At 35.4% G+C, this 18,765-nt stretch carries 15 protein-coding genes; 11 read left to right on the top strand and 4 right to left on the bottom strand.

Annotated elements, in window-relative coordinates; genetic code table 11:
* The first annotated feature begins 24 nt into the window (after nucleotides 1-24).
* The 6 genes from sufC to AsFPU1_RS00195 all read left to right on the top strand — a co-directional run bounded on the left by sufC (nucleotide 25) and on the right by AsFPU1_RS00195 (nucleotide 7,241).
* Nucleotides 25-795: a Fe-S cluster assembly ATPase SufC gene (gene sufC / locus AsFPU1_RS00225; protein WP_124974230.1), complete on the top strand. Its 771-nt coding sequence runs from the start codon at nucleotides 25-27 to the stop codon at nucleotides 793-795.
* 276 nt (nucleotides 796-1,071) lie between these two features.
* Nucleotides 1,072-1,887: a DUF4351 domain-containing protein gene (locus tag AsFPU1_RS00220; RefSeq protein ID WP_124974227.1), complete on the top strand. Its 816-nt coding sequence runs from the start codon at nucleotides 1,072-1,074 to the stop codon at nucleotides 1,885-1,887.
* Between the two features lie 360 nt (nucleotides 1,888-2,247).
* Nucleotides 2,248-3,594 carry a Fe-S cluster assembly protein SufD gene (gene sufD, locus AsFPU1_RS00215; RefSeq protein ID WP_124974224.1) on the top strand — a complete coding sequence of 449 codons (1,347 nt, stop codon included), beginning with the start codon at nucleotides 2,248-2,250 and terminating at the stop codon, nucleotides 3,592-3,594.
* A gap of 262 nt (nucleotides 3,595-3,856) precedes the next feature.
* Nucleotides 3,857-5,119 carry a SufS family cysteine desulfurase gene (locus AsFPU1_RS00205; protein ID WP_124974218.1) on the top strand — a complete coding sequence of 421 codons (1,263 nt, stop codon included), beginning with the start codon at nucleotides 3,857-3,859 and terminating at the stop codon, nucleotides 5,117-5,119.
* A gap of 196 nt (nucleotides 5,120-5,315) precedes the next feature.
* Entirely contained in the window at nucleotides 5,316-6,263 is a 948-nt protein-coding gene (locus tag AsFPU1_RS00200) for a HindVP family restriction endonuclease (protein WP_124974215.1), read from the top strand.
* A 3-nt stretch (nucleotides 6,264-6,266) separates the two neighbouring features.
* Nucleotides 6,267-7,241, top strand: a complete 975-nt coding sequence (locus AsFPU1_RS00195; protein ID WP_124974212.1) for a DNA cytosine methyltransferase — start codon at nucleotides 6,267-6,269, stop codon at nucleotides 7,239-7,241.
* Between the two features lie 13 nt (nucleotides 7,242-7,254).
* Here the strand turns inward: AsFPU1_RS00195 and AsFPU1_RS22355 are convergent, their stop codons facing one another.
* Complete coding sequence (locus tag AsFPU1_RS22355) at nucleotides 7,255-7,398, bottom strand: hypothetical protein (protein ID WP_172957487.1); 144 nt, start codon at nucleotides 7,396-7,398, stop codon at nucleotides 7,255-7,257.
* A 264-nt stretch (nucleotides 7,399-7,662) separates the two neighbouring features.
* Here AsFPU1_RS22355 and AsFPU1_RS00190 point away from each other — a divergent pair, with 264 nt between their 5' ends.
* The 5 genes from AsFPU1_RS00190 to AsFPU1_RS00170 all read left to right on the top strand — a co-directional run bounded on the left by AsFPU1_RS00190 (nucleotide 7,663) and on the right by AsFPU1_RS00170 (nucleotide 13,875).
* Nucleotides 7,663-9,087 (top strand): isochorismate synthase, encoded by a 1,425-nt coding sequence (locus AsFPU1_RS00190; RefSeq protein ID WP_124974209.1) that lies wholly within the window; start codon nucleotides 7,663-7,665, stop codon nucleotides 9,085-9,087.
* A gap of 137 nt (nucleotides 9,088-9,224) precedes the next feature.
* The gene (locus tag AsFPU1_RS00185; RefSeq protein ID WP_125061017.1) at nucleotides 9,225-10,025 is read left to right on the top strand and encodes an alpha/beta fold hydrolase; all 801 of its coding nucleotides are present in this window, start codon (nucleotides 9,225-9,227) and stop codon (nucleotides 10,023-10,025) included.
* 103 nt (nucleotides 10,026-10,128) lie between these two features.
* On the top strand, nucleotides 10,129-11,952 hold the full coding sequence (gene mrdA / locus AsFPU1_RS00180) for a penicillin-binding protein 2 (RefSeq protein ID WP_124974203.1): 1,824 nt from the start codon (nucleotides 10,129-10,131) through the stop codon (nucleotides 11,950-11,952).
* Nucleotides 11,953-12,033: 81 nt separating this feature from the next.
* Nucleotides 12,034-12,474, top strand: a complete 441-nt coding sequence (locus AsFPU1_RS00175; protein ID WP_124974199.1) for a DUF1036 domain-containing protein — start codon at nucleotides 12,034-12,036, stop codon at nucleotides 12,472-12,474.
* A gap of 60 nt (nucleotides 12,475-12,534) precedes the next feature.
* A complete protein-coding gene (locus AsFPU1_RS00170; RefSeq protein WP_124974196.1) occupies nucleotides 12,535-13,875 on the top strand; it encodes an ArnT family glycosyltransferase in 1,341 nt (446 codons plus the stop codon).
* A 161-nt stretch (nucleotides 13,876-14,036) separates the two neighbouring features.
* On the opposite strand, the gene AsFPU1_RS00165 is transcribed toward AsFPU1_RS00170, so the two are convergent.
* The 3 genes from AsFPU1_RS00165 to AsFPU1_RS00150 form a co-directional block, all read right to left on the bottom strand.
* Entirely contained in the window at nucleotides 14,037-14,495 is a 459-nt protein-coding gene (locus AsFPU1_RS00165; RefSeq protein WP_124974193.1) for a hypothetical protein, read from the bottom strand.
* Between the two features lie 401 nt (nucleotides 14,496-14,896).
* Complete coding sequence (locus AsFPU1_RS00155; RefSeq protein ID WP_124974190.1) at nucleotides 14,897-16,081, bottom strand: lipid-A-disaccharide synthase-related protein; 1,185 nt, start codon at nucleotides 16,079-16,081, stop codon at nucleotides 14,897-14,899.
* 173 nt (nucleotides 16,082-16,254) lie between these two features.
* Nucleotides 16,255-18,657, bottom strand: a complete 2,403-nt coding sequence (locus tag AsFPU1_RS00150; protein ID WP_125061016.1) for a dynamin family protein — start codon at nucleotides 18,655-18,657, stop codon at nucleotides 16,255-16,257.
* Nucleotides 18,658-18,765: the final 108 nt, after the last annotated feature.

The raw sequence follows: 18,765 nt of genomic DNA, 5'->3' as shown, positions 1-18,765 counted from the left end.
AACAATTAACAATCAACAAAAACAATGAGTAACGTTATCTTATCTGTTAAAAATTTGACTGCTAATGTGGAAGGAACCCCTATTCTAAAAGGGCTTAACCTAGAAATTAAGGCAGGTGAAGTTCATGCTATTATGGGCAGAAATGGCTCAGGAAAAAGTACCTTATCAAAAGTTTTAACGGGTCATCCTGATTATGAAGTAACTGGGGGTGAAGTGCTTTATAAGGGAGAAAATATCTTAGATAAAGAACCCCATGAAAGAGCATTAGATGGCATCTTTTTAGCCTTTCAATATCCTTTAGAAATTCCTGGAGTCAGTAACTTAGATTTCTTACGGGTTGCTTATAATGCCCGTCAGAAACATTTAGGGTTAGAAGAAATTGACACTTTTGATTTTGAAGATTTAGTTGGGGAGAAATTAGAAATTGTTAAAATGAATCCTAGCTTCTTAGAAAGAAGTTTAAATGAGGGATTCTCTGGGGGTGAAAAAAAACGCAACGAAATCCTACAAATGGCTTTATTAGAACCTAGTTTAGCTATTTTAGATGAAATTGATTCAGGATTAGATATTGATGCTTTAAGAATTGTAGCAAACGGAGTTAATCAGTTAGCAACCCCTGATAATGCTTTATTGGTTATTACCCATTATCAACGCTTACTTGATTATATTGAACCTCATTATGTTCATGTGATGCACGCTGGACAAATTGTGAAAACAGGTGGTAAAGAATTAGCCCTTGAATTAGAAGCAACTGGTTATGACTTCATTGAAGAAAAATTACTAGCCAAAGCTTAACTTATGAGTAGGGTGGGCAATAAATAAAATATGCCCATAACTATATCACTTCTTACTTGTTGACCAAGGTTAAATTTCAGGGCTTAATATTATTAAGCCCCTACAAATTATATCTTTCTAAGTTATTTTTAATAAATTTCAGTTTTAGCCAAAATGTCAAATTTTGACCGAATTTGACAAAAGGGGTATTTTTATGTTATGACATAAGCAGGGTATGGGTCATAAGTGTGTGTAATTTCGTTGAAGATCCTGAATATATAGAGAACAGGTTGAAAAATGCTATTAAACTATAATCCGAACCATTGTCTCCCCTCTGCGGAAGATTTACCTGATTCTGATGATACCCCAGTGGATAACGAATTACAAGACCTTATTCCCCATTTACTTCAGTCTATTCTGGCATTAATTTGGTCAGAAAGACAAGATTGGTATTTTGGGGTTGATATGGGTATTTATTATGATCCTTATCAACCTGCCATTGTTCCCGATGGATTTTTAAGTGTAGGTGTCCCTCGTATTATTGATGAAGATTTACGCTTATCTTATGTGTTGTGGGAAGAACAAAAAATTCCCATTTTAGCTTTAGAAGTTGTCTCTCATAAAAGACGTAAAGAATATACGCAAAAGAAAGATTTTTATGCACAAATGGGGATTTTATATTATGTAATTTATAATCCATTACGCAAAAGAAAACTCGGTTTAGAAGTCTATCAATTAAATAATGGAGAATATGAATTACTAAAAGGTGAACCCATTTGGTTATCAGAAATTGGAATAGGAATAGGGAGAGAGAGGGGAAGTTATCAAGGGATTGAACGGGAATGGTTATATTGGTATGATCAACAAGGTAAACGTTGTTTAACCCCAGAAGAACAGATAAAACGGCAAGGAGAAGAAAGACAAAAACAAGGAGAAATGGAAGGAAAACAAGCTTTAATTTTACGTCAACTTCATCTAAAATTAGGCAATATTCCTTTATCAACCGAACAAAAAGTTAAAGAACTATCGTCTAATAATTTAGATAATTTATCCCTAGCTTTATTTGATTTTTCAGACTTAGATAGTTTAAATCAGTGGTTAACTGAAAATTGAAGGCATGTCAAGTATTTAGGAGTATTTTAATAAAATTTAATCAATTAAGACGATGTATTCCAGATTACTGTAGATTATGTGTTGGCCATGTTAACTATTGCACTTGTAGGGGCATGGTATCATTAAACTTTTCCTTGTCTCCAAAATCTTATTAACGCCATGCCCCTACGTCTGTTGTTTCTCCCAGAAATATCAAACACTCTACGATGCCAAAAAGCTACTTTAACAACAAAAATGTTGCTAAACTATTGTAAGATAGTTATAGAGTCAGGTTCAGTCCTCAGATGGCATCAACGTTTGAGATAGACTCAACCTGCTTACACTAAGAAAGCATACTTGCGTATTATTTACCTTAACCGCATGAATAACCCAACCCTAGACAAAACCGGTTCAGAAACCTACTTAGACAACTTATTACAACAGTGTCAAGCCAATCCTCCTGTTATTGATGCTGACTATCTGCAAACCTTACGGAAAAATGCTGTTTCTGAAGTCCAAGAATTAAGTTTTCCTAGTAAACGGGATGAAGAATGGCGGTTTACGGATATTTCCCAATTGTATGAGCTAGAATTTACAGCAGCAAAACCCGCAACAGTTAGTCAACAAATTGCTGATATTTTTATCTTACCTGAAACTCAAAAAAGCTGCCTCGTTTTTGTCAATGGGCAATATGTTTCCCAATTATCTAATGTTTCTGCTTTACCAACAGATATCTATATCGGAAATTTAAGCAACCTTTCAGATACACAAAAAAGTAAAGTTGTCAAGTTTTTAGGTAAACAAGAAGGGGAAAGAGACGCTTTTACGGCATTGAATACAGCAGGAATTAGGGATGTTGCTGTGATTTTGGTCAATCCTAATATTATCGTTGAAACCCCCATAGAATTGCTTTTTATTGCTGTTGGAAGTGATAGTCCTAGCCTTATTCAACCTCGTACTTTAGTTGTAGCAGAAAAGGGATCTAGTTTATCATTAGTTGAATATTATGGCCGACTTGAACAATGTTCTGAAGTGATACAAAATCAGCCTTATTTTACTAATTCTGTGACAGAAATTTGCTTAGAAGATAACGCCCAAATTAACCATAGTCGCATTCAACGAGAATTGGCGGATAGCTTCCATATTGGGAAGACTGCCATTACTCAAAATCAAGACAGTCGTTATACTTGTAATGAAGTGAATTTAGGAGCAAAATTGTCTCGTCATACTCTACAAATATGGCAAAATGGCAAGCAAACGGAAACGAATCTTAACGGGTTAACCATGATTGATGGTGAGCAAATTTCGGATACTCATAGTGCTGTTTTGCTCAATCATACTCATGGTACTGCTCATCAGTTACATAAATGTATTATAGATGGTAATGGTCACGGTATTTTTAATGGCAAAATATTCGTTCCTAAACCGGCCCAAGTCACCAATGCTACCCAATTAAATCGAAATTTGTTATTATCACCCAAAGCCCGTATTAATACCAAACCAGAATTACAAATTACGGCAGATAATGTTAAATGTTCCCATGGGGCAACCATTAGTCAATTAGAAGCAGATGAACTCTTTTATTTACAGAGTCGGGGCTTAAATGAAACTGATTCCCGTCACTTATTAATTGATGCTTTTGCCGCAGAAATATTAGAAAAAATACCTCTAACTTCTTTGCGACAAAGACTGACTCAATGTGTTGTTTGTCGTACCCTAGATGCTTAATTAAGTATCTTAAAAATTGCTCAAGGGTGTAAGCCTTGCGCCCCTACAAATTCTAACTTCTGAGTTAATTATGACCAAAAAAAGGGGTTTCAAACCTCCTATTAGCAAGGGGATGTAAAACAGTGAACAGTTATCAAAACTTTTAACTAATAACTGATAACTAATAACTGATAACTGATAACTGATAACTGATAACTGATAACTGTTCAAGCTACCGACTTGTTTGCGGTAGTAACTAATAACTGATAACTGGTAACGCCAAATGACTGCTATTAAAGAAAAAACCATCGCCGTAAAAGTCCGTAAAGATTTCCCGATTTTACATCAAAAAATTCACGGCAAACCTTTGATTTATTTAGACAGTGCTGCTACTTCTCAAAAACCTGTTGCGGTACTTGATGCTTTACGCAATTATTACGAACAAGATAATTCAAATGTTCATCGTGGGGCCCATACTTTAAGTGTCAGGGCGACAGAAGCTTATGAAGGGGCAAGAGATAAGATAGCTAAGCTTATTAATGCAGCTTCTCGTCAAGAAATTATCTTTACCAGAAATGCAACTGAAGCTATCAATTTAGTAGCATATAGTTGGGGATTAAATAATCTAAAACCAGGGGATGAAATTATCACCTCTGTTATGGAACATCACAGTAATATTGTTCCTTGGCAAATCATCGCTAAAAAGACAGGGGCAGTGATTAAATATGTTCAATTAACTGCTGATGAAACCTTTGATTTAGAACACTTCAAATCTTTGTTATCTGACAAAACGAAGTTGGTTACAATTGTCCATATTTCTAATACATTAGGCTGTCTTAATCCTGTGAATGAGGTTATTAAATTAGCCCATAAATCAGGAATAAAAGTATTAATTGATGCTTGTCAAAGTGTTCCTCATACCCTTATTGATGTACAAGCAATGGGCTGTGATTGGTTAGTAGCGAGTGGTCATAAAATGTGTGGCCCATCTGGTATTGGTTTCTTGTATGGAAAGAAAGCAATATTAGAAGAAATGCCTCCATTTTTAGGCGGGGGAGAAATGATTAATGAAGTCTTTTTTGATGGCTTTACTTGTGGAGAATTACCCCATAAATTTGAAGCGGGAACCCCTGCTATTGGAGAAGCGATCGCTTTAGGGGCAGCCGTTGATTATTTAATGGGAATAGGTATGGATAATATTCATGCTTACGAAGAAGAATTAACTGCTTATTTGTTTAAGAAATTAGGAGAAATTCCTAATCTGAGAATTTATGGACCAAAACCTACAGAAGATGGCAAAGGAAGGGCAGCATTAGCTGCATTTAATATTGAAGGGATACATGGCAGTGACTTATCAACCCTCTTAGATCATGAAGGTTTTGCTATTCGTTCAGGACACCATTGTACTCAACCCTTACATCGATTATTTAATGCTTCTGGAAGTTGTCGAGTTAGTTTATACTTTTATAATACCCGTGAAGAAATTGATGCCTTTATTGTGGCATTAAAAGATACCATTGATTTTTTTACAAACATGATGGAATAATATTAAGTAGGTACACAAAATTAATTACACAAAATTTGTAGGGGCGGGTTTAGCCAAAACATTTGTTACTCAACCATTACGACTATATCAAAACCCGCCCCGACTTTACAATTAATTTTGCTTCGGTACTTAGGATAGTTTGGGTTTATGGGGGTGAGTATTACTCACCTTTTTTATTTATAAAAGGATTATATGAATGAATGAAAATATAAACCCTAGATTGTTTGGAATTAATCACTCTAATAGAGATTTTACTAAACAAGAATGTTGGGGCAAAAATCAATTTAATAGTTCTTTTCCTGCTGCTTTAGCTTGTTATATGAGTCACAGGAACTTAGAACCAGTTTATTTAACAATTAATAATCAGCTAAATGTCAATCATAGCAAGATTTCTGTATCTTCAATTTTAGGTTTAGATTATACTTCTGGTGATCTATTTTTTGCTTTTGAAAGAGATTATATACCTTATCAAGATATCGTGATAGGAAATCTCCCAAGAATTGATTTAGTAACAATTGATAAATCGAAAAACAATTTATGTTTAAGCGGAATAGAAATAAAACTAACCGCTTTACCAGATAATACAACTTGTGAGTTATCAGATGATAAATATGGATGTGAAATTGTTGTTAGACCACCAACAATAGTATATCTAGCCGTTAGTATTGCCAAAACTTATCAACACAATCAACAAATACTAAAGGATTATCTTAATCCAATTTGCAATCTAGTTCAAGATTGGACATCTCCAAGTTGTATTCTCTCTGTCATGAATGAATTAGTTGAAGCTGTTGATCTTACGATTCATTCATGTATTAATCATCAATTTCCTCTTATTATGCAACCTATTTGGAAAACAGAAGGAAAATCTGCTAAACTTCATGAACAATGTTTAGATATATTTATGTGGAGTAACTTAGCTTTTACCAGGTTATTCATAGATTCAGCAAAATCAGAACTTAATTCAGATAAAATAACCCGTCATAAACGATGTGTTGTATGGTTAGCTAAAATGTTATTTGATTTTGCTAACATAAATAAAATTAATCATGTAGAAACAATAGACCAGATTTCATTAAATACTAAAAATGACAAAGCTTTTGCTTTAAGTGGATCAAGAACTCATCAATATCATACAAGGTAAAAAATGAAAGTGATTGATTTATTTGCGGGATGTGGTGGACTATCATTAGGGTTTCAAAATGCTGGATATAGTATTTTAGCTGCTTATGATAATTGGGAAGCTTCTGTTAATGTTTATCGTCAAAATTTCAATCATCCTATTTATAACTGGAATCTCAATCAATATCTATTATATCTAGAACACTTCAAAAATTTAAACCCTGATATGATTATAGGGGGCCCACCTTGTCAAGATTTTTCCAGTGCGGGAAAAAGAGATGAAAACTTAGGACGAGGAGATTTAACAATTGCCTTTGTTAAGATTATAAGCGAAGTTTTACCTAAAATATTTGTTTTAGAAAACGTAGAACGTTTCAATCAAACTCATAAATATTTACAGGCTAAAGCTATTTTAAAAAAAGCAGAATATGGTATAACAGAAATTATTTTAGATGCCAGTTTATGTGGTGTTCCACAAAAAATAAAGCGATTTTTTTGGATTGGTATTTATCAAGGGAAAGATAATGAATTAAATTTATACTTAAAAAAGAACTTATCTCAAAAATCCATGACAATTAGGGATTATTTGGGGGATAAATTTGGTATTGACTATTATTATAGACATCCTAGAAGTTACAAAAGACGAGCAATTTTTAGTATTGATGAACCAAGTCCAACTATCCGAGGTGTTAACCGACCTATTCCCAAAACCTATCAATCACATCTTGGTGATGCGACTTTATTATCCTCAAAAATTCGTCCTTTAACAACTCAAGAAAGAAGCTATCTACAAACCTTTCCTGATAATTTTATCTGGGAAGGTTCAAAAACAAATTTAGAACAGATGATAGGTAATGCTGTTCCTGTAAAATTAGCTGAATATGTAGCTAACTGTATTCTTGAATACTTGAATACACACGATAAAGACGATGTTAATTTTTTTGTTTCTTCACAATATAATTTAGAGAAAAAAATACAGCAATTATCTTTACCACTATAATCACTTAACCTTTTTAATATTCAGTCGTTTTTGCTGATTGACGTAAAGCCCTTGTCTGTTCTAAAATATCCTCTACATCTTCTTGAGATAAACTTTGAACATAATTAAGTTTAATCTCTTCCAGAAAATCAGTCAGGAGAGATTCAATTTGTTCCATACTATTGACCAAACCCGCGCTATACTCGTGCTTGGTTAGCGTTGGGAGTCTGTCACTATAATCGTGGTCTGAGGTGAATGCCCCTAACTTAAGCTGAAGCCCTGATGTCAAGCGGATTTCATTTTCGCCCGTAGGACTGAGTGAGGTTCTTGCATTAATAGGCAAGCTTTTGGACGACTAGAATTTGTAAACTTTTGTATCAAAATCTAGCTTGTCTGAAAGTGTTTTAGTATTAAATCGGTTAGATCTTTTTGGAAGATAACTATGATGAGAACTCGTAACAATGTTGATTTTAGCCAAGCTAAATTGTCTCTAGCCGATAAGCTAAAAGCCTTTTTTATTCATGACATATTTTTATTACCAAATACTGATAAATTTATTCGGCTGGAAGTCCCCTTAAATTCTCTCAATTTGCTAAGTTGGCTTCAGCAACAAAAAAACAATATTAAAACCTATTGGTCAGATCGAGAACAAAAGTTTGAAATGGCTGGTGTAGGAGAAGCAGACGTTATACATGGTCAGCAAACAATTGATTTGGCCTCCTGTTTTAATCACTTCCATAAGTTCCTTTCTCCTGATTGCAAAAATCTTCGTTACTATGGAGGGATTAATTTCAATGGGAAACCAATTTTAGCCTCTTGTTGGCAAGGATTTGGCAATTATCGCTTTATTGTTCCTCGATTTGAATTGTATCGTGATAATCAGAATACTTCTCTAGTTTGCAACTTTAAACTTCAACATTCAGATAGTTATAACAGACAGTTAGAATACCTTTTAAATGAATTAGACGAACTGGTTTTTGATTCTTTTTACAAAAGCAAAGAATTACCTGAATTTATTAAGAGAGAAGATATTCCCAATGAACGTGACTGGGATCAAAATATTAACATGGCTTTAGCCAGCTTTGAGCGAGGTGAAACCGCTAAAATCGTTCTAGCACGCCAAGCCATTTTTGAATTTTTAGGGCAAGTAGAGCCTTTGACAGTGCTTGAAATACTAAAAAAATCCAATACTAGACTTTTTCGTTTTTGTTTTCAACCGAGTGAGGGAAACGCTTTTATCGGAGGCTCACCAGAACGCTTATATTTTCGCTTAGAAAAACTCTTACAAACTGAAGCAATTGCTGGTACTCGTAGCCGAGGAAAATCTTTACGAGAAGATCAAAAATTCGGTGAGGAACTTCTCAACTCTGATAAAGACCTCAGAGAACACAAATTTGTTGTTCATAGTTTGCAAGGCGCACTTGCTCAGATGTGTCATAGTGTAGGATTAAACCGAGAACCAATGCTTTTAAAACTGAATAAAATTCAGCACTTATATACTCCTTGCAACGGCATTTTATTTGATGAAGTTTCCGATGCAGAAATTTTATCTAAGTTACATCCGACACCTGCTGTAGGTGGCTATCCCAAAGTACAAGCTCTTGAAGTCATAGAGCAAATAGAGACTTTTGAAAGAGGTTGGTATGCAAGTCCCGTGGGATGGGTAGGACACGACTCATCTGAATTTGTCGTAGGAATTCGTTCTGGCTTAATAAACAATAATAAACTTTCTCTCTTTTCAGGCGCAGGCATTGTGCAGGGTTCTGATCCTCAAGAAGAATGGCAAGAAATCGAAAATAAAATCGGCACTTTTTTGCAAATAATGAAATATTTTGATAAAATAAAAACTCCTATTCAAATTGGATAATTTATCCAAAAATTAGCAAAAATAAGTCCCCAATAACTGATGAAAATTGAAACATATAATATCAATAATTTAATTCATAATGACTTACAAGGCTGTTGCCATAAAAATAATCTAGGTCATTTTTATTACCTTGATTCTTGTCAAAAAAAAAAGAAACTATTGTATTTTTACATGGTTTTACTCATAGCAGTCATAGCTTTTTAAACTTGCCAGAAGAAATTTTTCATAACTACCGATGTTTAATTCCTGACTTGCCTGGACACGGAAAAACAAAAGTGTTAGAAGCTGCCACTGCGTTTGATACTGAGGCACAGGTTAAATTACTAAAAGAATGGTTGTCTTCTTTAGGTCTAAATAAGTTTCATTTATTTGGCTATTCAATGGGTGGACGACTAGCTCTACAATTTGCCCTCAAAAATCTGGCTCAAATTCAATCTCTAATTCTAGTATCTACAACGGCTGGGATTGAAGATCAAACTATTCGCTCAGAGCGAATAAGGGCAGATAACCAACTAGCTCAAAAAATTCTCAGTTTAGAGCCTATTGAGTTTTTAAATCAATGGTTATCACAACCACTTTTTCAAGGTATTACTGAACGAGGTACAGATTTTATTGCTCAAGAAATACAAAAGCGTTTACCCATTCAAAAATCAGGTTTGGCTTGCAGTCTAAAATACTTTAATACTGGGATAATGCCTTCTGTTTGGGATCAATTATCAGAGCTTAAAGTGCGCTGTTTGGTAATTGCTGGTTCTAGAGACCAGAAATATTCAAAACTTGCTTCGTCCCTTGTAACCTCAATTCCAGATGCAAAATTAATAATTTTAGAAACAAGCCATACACCTCTGATTGAATCACCATTATGTCTTTGGAAATCCGTTATTAATTTTTTACAGCGATTGCCTTGTCGGGAGCGCGAGATAAAAATCATACCTTAATTGAGCAACGCCGAACTTTTTAAATCATCGGTCTTCTAGAATTAAAGCGATGGTTATGTGAAAAAGGCTATCCTAGTACCTTAATGATCATTCAATAGGTGATATGCGGCTTACCCAAAATTCTCACTCTAAACTACATACCTCTATATCCACTGACAGCTACGGTTTCTATGATGTCCGACAACAAAAAACCAATAGAACCATTGGCCAGAAACGTCAGCCCCTTTACATTATGTTATTAGTGAGTCTGATTTTGTTGGGAGCTATTGGAACCCGTTTAGCTGTTCTACAACTATGGCAAGGACATATTTATCGAGATAAAGCAGAAAATAACCGTATTCGTATTGTTCCTAAACCTCCAGTTCGGGGTAATATATTTGATCGCAAAGGACGGGTTTTAGCCTCAACTCGTCTGACTCATGCAGCTTATTTGTGGCCTATTGTGGTAAAACAACCAGATTGGCCCAAAAACTTAAAATATCTATCTCAACTGTTATCTATCCCCGAAGAAAGTATTCAAAGCAGAATTGAACAAGCTGGCTATAATTCCCCTACTTTAATCCGTATCGCTCGAAGTCTTAACCCAGCCCAAATTACGGCCCTAGAAGAATTCAAAACCGAACTCAACGGACTTGAAGTCGATATCGAAACCGTCAGAGATTACCCCAATAAAGCGATGGGGGCCCATGTTTTAGGATATACCGGAGAGCTTAACGCCGAAGAATTAAAAAAACGTCAGGCCGAAGGCTATCGTCTAGGGGATATTGTGGGCAAAATGGGGGTAGAAAAGGCTTATGAGCAACAATTACGGGGAGAATGGGGAGGTATTCAATTAGAGGTAGATGGTGCAGGAAAAGTAATGAAAGTCTTAGGGCAGAAAGTGGGCCAACCCGGCAAAGATGTCACCCTCACCCTGGATTTAGACGCACAAAGAGCAGCAGAAGCGGCCTTAGGCGACCGTAAAGGGGCAATTGTCGCCATTAATCCCCAAACTGGAGGAGTATTAGCTATGGTTAGTAATCCCTCTTTTGATCCTAATGTCTTTTCTAGTCAAATTACCCCTAAAATTTGGAAACAGGTGCAAAGTAAAGGTAATCCTTTTGTTAATCGAGCTTTACGAGGTTTTCCCCCTGCTTCTACCTTTAAACTCGTCACAGCAACGGCCGGGATGGAATCTGGCAAATATCCCCCCAATACCATCTTAAATACCTTTGCTTATCTGAATGTTGGCGGTACGGCCTTTGGAGAATGGAACCGGGCCGGATTTGGCCCCATGGGTTATGTACGGGCCTTAGCTTGGAGTAGTAATACGTTTCATGGACAAATTGGCCGAGGAGTGGGAGGGCCTACCTTAATTAAATGGGCCCGTCTATACGGGTTTGGCAAAGCGACAGGTATTGAATTAGACGAAGAAGCACCAGGATTAATTGCTGATGACGCTTGGAAACGAAAAAACTACAATTGGGAATGGACTGATGGAGACACGGTGAATATGTCCATTGGTCAAGGATTTACTCAAGCAAGTCCCCTACAAGTGGCGGTAATGTTTGCAGTTCCGGCTAATGGGGGTTATCGAGTCAAACCTCACTTTTTTGATAATAATCAAGATACTAATAAGTGGCGTACTTCCCTCCATCTTAAACCGACCACGATTAAAACCCTACGGGAAGGATTACGGGCCGTAGTAGCAGAAGGTACAGGTAAAGCCCTAAATGTGCCGAATTTGCCCCCTGTTGGTGGAAAAAGTGGCACAGCCGAAGCCCCCCCTGGTGAATCTCATACTTGGTTTGGTGGGTTTGCACCTTTTGATAATCCGACTATTGTGGTGGTGGCTTTTGGGGAACATACAGGGGGTGGCGGTGGTTCGACGGCCGGCCCCATGGTAAAACAGGTGATGGAGGCTTATTTTAAGAATAATAAAAGATAAAACCTGATAACCCCCCGTTTTTTTCTTGCTAAAATTTACTTAAAGTTCAGTTAAAATATTGGGTTTTGAGGAGAAAAAGCCATGAAAAATCAATGGGTGTTATTATCTTTGGCTATTCTAGGCATGGTTTTGGGTGAGTCTGTCTTCTCTCCTAAAACGGCCCAAGCTGGAGAATTATGCAACTATAGAAATCAATTACTTCAGGTTTCTGCTGCTTATCTTAATAAAGATAATGTTTGGGTGGCTAAAGGATGGTGGATGGTAGAACCAGGGGAATGTCTGTTACACCCTGATGATTGGTATACCTATGTACAAGTTAATCGAGATGAAGTTGTTGAACGTCCACAGTTAAAAGAAGAGGGAGTTCAAAAAGTTCAATTGTGTGTGACTCAAGATAGATATACTAGCTATAATGGCATTTCTTGGCGGCCTTGCGACAATAGTGATTATGATTTTAGTGATAATTCTATGCAAACTTTTTATGCCATTGGCCCCCAAAGAGAAATTATTAAAGAAGATTAATAGAAGCTCACAATCTCATTCTTTTTAGTTCTTATTCCTCACACTAAATTAACCCATAAAATGGATAATCTGACGTTTTTTTCCTATAGTTCCCAGACTCCATCACGCCAAGGAGAACGTTGGCGTGAGTTATTCTTTTTGGGCGGATTATTTTTAGCTGCTTTCCTCTTATTTACCTTTAATTTGGGCAATTTACCGCTACTAAATCCAGAGGAAACCATTATCGCTAAGATTGCTCAAGAAATAGGACAATATCCTCTCCTATCAGGGGGATGGCTGTTTCCTACTCTGGGGGGTGAACCTTACCATCAATATCCATTTTTAGGGCCGTTTTTGATTTCTTTGGCCTATCTATGCGACCAAATGACTGAGTGGACGACTCGTTTCCCTGGAGCATTTTTAGGGGCTATTTCTGTTCCTCTTTTGTATGGTGTGGGACGAGAAATTTTTGTCAAGCGTCTTCCTGCTTTATTATCAGCTTTGATTTATCTGACTTTGTTTCCCGTTATTCATCAGGGAAGATTAGGCATGATGGATGGAGTCATCCTTTTTTGGGAAATCTTAACAGTTTTTTGTCTTTTGCGATCGCGTCGTAATTTACGTTGGTCTTTAGGAGTAGGTCTAAGTTTAAGCGGTTTACTCTTAACTCAAGGAACGATTGGGGGACTCTTAGGATTAACTATTTTTCTGTTTTTGGCTTGGGATATTCCCCGACTCTTAAGCAGTCGCTATTTTTGGGCTGGAATGAGTTTAGGGTTACTGCCAGCTATGAGTTGGTATGGGGTTCAATGGGCATACTATGGTCAATCTTTTGGTCAAGAAATGTTTCTGAAACCTTTACAAAATAACTGGAAAATGTTTTCCACTGATGGTTTGTTTTACATCATGGAAATGGTCAAATATTCTTTACCTTGGTTAATTTTTGCTTTTTATGGATGGCAGTTAGCGAGGAAGTCTTTAATGTGGGGATGGGCTAAACTTATTATTCTTTGGGGTATTGTTTATTTATTAAACTTTTTATTAATCCCTGGTTCACCAATTAGATGTTTAATTCCTTTATGTCCTCCTTTAGCTTTAGCTGGAGGCATCGCATTGACAGAAGTTTATAATGGGCCGAGTTCTCGTTCTTATCCTCAGTCTTGGGCTATTATTTTATTGGCTTTATCGGGATTAATTACCTTAGTTTGTCTGACAATTTTACTAAATTTTCCCTTTGATTGGAGTTATTTACATGATCAAGGGTTGGTTAGTCTTAATTTAGCGGCTGTTGCTTTAACATTTGGTACCACAGCTATGTTAATTTGGCAACGAAATGCTCAATTCATTGCGGTTCTTATTTGGGGAATGTATGTCTCTTTATTATTATTTATGAGTTCTTCTCATTGGGGTTGGTCAGTTTAAGCTGTTAAGCATATAAATTGCTAGTTGAGATTGCAGGGGAGCACCGGAGCAAAGGGAGCACCGGAGAAGGAGTTTAAGCCTTTGTCCTAAAAAACTAAATACCCTGTTTAAATGCACAACAGCTTAATAAAGAACGCATTTTTAGGGGAACTTGTTTGTTTTTATCTAGGGCAACTGTTTTGGGGGAGCGGCGACTCCATAAAAATCTTAGTCGTCGCATCAACTTCTATCCAGACCTTCGCCCCACCGTTAAGATTCTTATTCTCCGGCCGATAGACAATTTGACATCTTCCTTCAAAATAAACTTGAGAACAATAGGTTACTTTTGAGCCTTTCCTGACAACAATCACCGGATCTTTAACTTCTTTGTGGTGATTAGCCCCAATGATATGTTTATTGACATGAATAATTGTCGGTTTAACGCGACTTTTAACTCTCCATGTCCCTTTAGCTCCCCTTTTTCCTCTGATAATTCGAGGCATATCTCCATAAAGAGGAATTTGCCAACCTTTCTTCGTTTTATAAGCTCCTTTGACTCGATTGGCGTAAATTAATTGTTGTATGCGTTGACGACTGATTTCGAGTAAACGAGACGCTTCTAAAATACCAATAGACTTCATAGTATAAATATATCTTTTACAAGAGTTGTTTATACTATAATATATGAAATTTCGTTAGTGGGATTACCTTACGGAATGACAAGTAACCTGAGTTCGGTGTCAGGAATTAAAATTTAAGCGCAAAAACACGTATATATGACGGATAACCAAAGAATTCAAGAGAGAACTTTAACTTTTGCCGTCAGGATTGTTAAACTTTGTCACCTGAGTTTGACAGAAGGGAATTTATGCACAACTTACCTTTCAATGAAGTCTGGCAACCCTCATTCTTTCGTTGAAAAAATCTGAACTCCGAACCCCGAACTCCTAACACCGAACTCAGGTTTGTCCCTTTCTCCATGAAAAAGGTGGCGTAACTCTTAATTCCGAACGCCTAACTCCTAAAACCGAACTCAGGTTTCTTATAAAAATTGAGCAATTATTTTAGCAATAGCTTCAGAACCGCCTTTTTTTCCTACTCGTTCATCCCCATTTTTAATACAGTTCTTTAAATAATTAGTATCTTTTAAAACTTCTTGAATTTTGTGAGCAGCTTGATTAAATATAGCAGGATTATTAGGATTTTTACCAATAGTTATTACCGAAGTTCCTAATAATCTCATTTGTGCTTCAGCAAACGCATAAGTGAATTGAGGTCCTTTTCCTGGCAACTGAATGACAGGTTTACCTAACCCTACTACTTGTTCAACAGCAGTTCCAGCCATTCCTATGGCTAAATCACAGTGATCTAAAATATCAGCAAAAGCATGATAATAACAGTCAACAATTATTGTTTTATTATCTTCTTTTTTTATTAATTTACCTGGAGAATAATAATCCCATCCCTGTTGATTGGCTAAACCTTCTAACTGAGTTTCTGTAATACTAGGAACTAAAGCTACTCGAAATTGAAATTCTTCTAATTGATCCAATATTTGACAAACCCTAAGTTGTAATGTTAAATTATCAAGAGCTTCTGGTAAACGACTTCCTGGCAATAAAGCTATCACAGGAGAATTAGGTTTTAACCCTAAATCTTGTCCAGTAGGAGTAAGAACATCCATAATAGGATAACCAGCAAAAATTGCTTTTTTCATGCCTCTTTTTTGTAAATCTTTGGCCGTAAAACTATCTCTAGTAAATACAGCTAAACAACGACGCGATCGCAAACACCATTCAGTAATTAAAGGAAGGCGTATTTTTCCTTCATAAAAGCTAGAAGTAGAGACAATAAAAGCAACATAAGGACGACCCGTTATATAAGCCATTGTAATGGGGAAAATATCTCCTACTGCTACAATTAAATCACACTGGGGACTATAATTTAAAAGCGTGCGAATTTGCTCTATTGTGAGTTTAATTAACCCGGCACTTAAATCTTGAAGTAAAGTAAGGGGGTTCATATAAAAAATACCCCCAGAGGGAAGGGTTTGTGTCTGAGTGATGAGATCAACTCCTAAACGACGATAAGGGTTTCCTTTCCCGACTAAAGGCATTGCGGATACCCTAAACTTAGGAGAGATCTTGACTAACGCTTGGAGAATTAAACTAGCGTTAAGATCTTCTCCATGCCCATTACTGATAAATAATACCTGCTTTTTGAGCATGACTGATGTTGAAAAAAGGGTATCTGCTAGGATAACGCGAAGTCTCTCAGGTTAGCTAACCTCTTGAAAAACTCCGCGCCATAGCTTTAGATTATATAAACTCCCCCTAACTGTTTGCTACAAATGAATACAATTTGTTGATTTACTACTTACTCATTGTTAGTATTGGTTTCTCAATTAGGAGTTGAATTGCTATCTGATATCGGAATATCAATTAGTTTTTTAATATTATAGCTTATCCAATCAGGATCGTTATTAATATTGTTAATAGCGACATTGTAAGCCTTAATATTCTGGTCAATTTTATTTTTATCTGAATTATATTGATCTAATTTTTGTTGAGCATCCCTTGTAATTTGAGCATCGGAAATATACTTAATTCCTTCAGGGTTATTTTGAATCACTTCCTTTAAGCTATCACATTTTTTCCGAAGATTATCTACTAAAGGTTGAGTGATTCCTTCATATAATTTGTTGTCAAGTGTGTCTTGCAATTTCGGTTCAAAATCAGTCTTAAAAAGTGTGATAATTTGTTCTTTTGTGTCAGGATTTGATTTTTGTTCTTTTTGATCAGTATTTAACTCTGGAAAAACACCTGCCAGAATTTGATTGAAGTTATTGTTATTGGAATAAAAACCTTTTCCTTCTCGAACATAACTAACACATTGATCTCGAACATTAGTTTGAATAGCGAATTTAACATCCTTTTCTAAATTTTCTACCTGTTTTATTACTTCATTCTCATTTTTAAAATATTGGAAAAGTTCAGAACAATCTGTCCTTATTGTGTTGTGTAGTTCAGTAAAAAAACTTTGTATTAACTTTTGAGATTCTTCAAGCATGACCTCTTTTAATCCATCAGCAAGAAAATAAAATGCTTCCACCAAAATAGCTAATCGAGGAAAAGTTACATAACCTCTATTACTACTGTTATTAGTTGTTGAATTCTTGATATTGTCAATAAAAGAATCGTCTATAAGTTGATTAAAACGTTGATTTACCTTAGTTTTTAGAACATTAAAATCGTTTTCAAATTCTGTATTTTTCTTGGCTACAACTTCATCAACTTTTTGGGTAATAGACTGTGCTATTTTTTCACTAAGTTGCTTTAATTTTTCCGAAATTTGCTTTTGTTCTACATATTCAAAATCTGCTAATGTCTTAGGTTCTCTTTTAAAATTTTCATTTTGGTTAATATAAATATCCCGTAAACGTAAGGAAAGATCACTTAAAGGTTCCGATAAATCTTGATAGAGTGCTGGCCATTTTTCGGTGTTTAAATAATTTTCAATTCCCTGACGAAATTCGTTTACACCACTGTCTTTTACCATTTGTTCAATTAAAGCTTTACTGTGTTTTTCTACAACTCGTTTGTAAGTATCTTCAGGCTTTTCATCATTCATTACATTGACAGTATATTTGCCTTTTAGCTTTGGAGAAATTAAATAAGCTTTAAAAGCCTCGAAAAATTGTTGATTTTTATTATAAATAGCTTGATTCATTAAAGATTGTAATCCAAATTCATTAGATTGATTCAATTCACCTGCTGAAAGCAAAAGATTCCCGTATAAACCTAATAAAGCACTGGTTTCGTAACATCTTTCTTTACTACTAAATTCTTCATCACGAACCTTTTTATAAGCTTTATACTCATCTGATTCCTCACCTTTCCAAATTGAGTCAATTCGATTAAAAAGCCAAAAAACGCGACTACTAATACTAGAATTATTGTTGATTATATCCATTACCTCTCTTTCTGGCAGCGTAATTTCTCCTTTACTAGCAGTTTCCAGAATAAAAATAATAGCGGATGTTTTTTCATCCTTTAACTTATCTAGTGCGATTTGAGCATCTGCTTCAATAGGTGCATCAATACCTGGTAAATCGACAAAAACATTGCCATCTTTAAGCAATGTATTATGATAGTAATAATTGAAGCTTTCAATAATACCTGCTGTTTTTTCCCTATCGGTGAAATCCTGGGATTGTTGGGAGTTAAATGGGATAGGATTAGAAGACTTACGGTTAGTAAAATCAATTTTATCTTTATTATTTTCTATTGCTGTTAGTAAACTTTCTAAAATTTTTTTGTTGTGATTTTTCTCCTCTGTATTCTTGAATTTATGTTTAATAATCGCAATACTTTGTGTAATAGCTTCCCAAATGTTTTTTTCTGAATTATTATTTAATTCTTGTATTGCTAATTGTTGACATAAATCTTTAACTCTTTGTCCGATTTCTTGTCCATTGAAAAAGACTTGTTGGATTTTTTCTTCCCCTTCTTCCGCATACTGAATATAGCATTTAGTTCCTGTGGTGTGACGAGCATCACTATACAGTAATTCTTTATTTAATAAAGCATTCAAAACAGTTGATTTACCCGCACTAAAAGTGCCAACTAAAATAATTTCAAAACGAGGATTAGTTACTTTTTTTAGTAAAGTTTTAACTAACGCTATTGAACTCGAAATTATTGAATTATCTTGGGTAGAGATTTCTTGTTGAGCGAGTTTAAGTAAGGAATTAACTGCACTTTCGAGTGCTTCAGGATTATGAGAACGGGAGAGATTAGACATAATTAAGCTTCCAATTACTACAACATCAAGTTGACCAAGGTCATCAAGCCAGAATCTTCTTTAAAGGCATAAGTAGGTAGACAAAATTAATTACACAAAATTTGTAGG

This window comes from Aphanothece sacrum FPU1 (assembly GCF_003864295.1).
Lineage (GTDB): Bacteria > Cyanobacteriota > Cyanobacteriia > Cyanobacteriales > Microcystaceae > Aphanothece_B > Aphanothece_B sacrum.
This window is presented reverse-complemented; position numbering and strand designations above follow the sequence as displayed.

Bases quoted from the DNA above. Each gene is read 5' to 3' on its own strand.
- AsFPU1_RS22355 (WP_172957487.1), bottom strand. From the start codon at position 7,398: ATGGAACAAATTGAATCTCTCCTGACTGATTTTCTGGAAGAGATTAAA.
- AsFPU1_RS00155 (WP_124974190.1), bottom strand. From the start codon at position 16,081: ATGCTCAAAAAGCAGGTATTATTTATCAGTAATGGGCATGGAGAAGAT.
- AsFPU1_RS00190 (WP_124974209.1), top strand. From the start codon at position 7,663: ATGATGAGAACTCGTAACAATGTTGATTTTAGCCAAGCTAAATTGTCT.
- sufD (WP_124974224.1), top strand. From the start codon at position 2,248: ATGAATAACCCAACCCTAGACAAAACCGGTTCAGAAACCTACTTAGAC.
- AsFPU1_RS00195 (WP_124974212.1), top strand. From the start codon at position 6,267: ATGAAAGTGATTGATTTATTTGCGGGATGTGGTGGACTATCATTAGGG.
- mrdA (WP_124974203.1), top strand. From the start codon at position 10,129: ATGCGGCTTACCCAAAATTCTCACTCTAAACTACATACCTCTATATCC.
- AsFPU1_RS00200 (WP_124974215.1), top strand. From the start codon at position 5,316: ATGAATGAAAATATAAACCCTAGATTGTTTGGAATTAATCACTCTAAT.
- AsFPU1_RS00220 (WP_124974227.1), top strand. From the start codon at position 1,072: ATGCTATTAAACTATAATCCGAACCATTGTCTCCCCTCTGCGGAAGAT.
- AsFPU1_RS00205 (WP_124974218.1), top strand. From the start codon at position 3,857: ATGACTGCTATTAAAGAAAAAACCATCGCCGTAAAAGTCCGTAAAGAT.
- sufC (WP_124974230.1), top strand. From the start codon at position 25: ATGAGTAACGTTATCTTATCTGTTAAAAATTTGACTGCTAATGTGGAA.
- AsFPU1_RS00175 (WP_124974199.1), top strand. From the start codon at position 12,034: ATGAAAAATCAATGGGTGTTATTATCTTTGGCTATTCTAGGCATGGTT.
- AsFPU1_RS00165 (WP_124974193.1), bottom strand. From the start codon at position 14,495: ATGAAGTCTATTGGTATTTTAGAAGCGTCTCGTTTACTCGAAATCAGT.
- AsFPU1_RS00170 (WP_124974196.1), top strand. From the start codon at position 12,535: ATGGATAATCTGACGTTTTTTTCCTATAGTTCCCAGACTCCATCACGC.
- AsFPU1_RS00150 (WP_125061016.1), bottom strand. From the start codon at position 18,657: ATGTCTAATCTCTCCCGTTCTCATAATCCTGAAGCACTCGAAAGTGCA.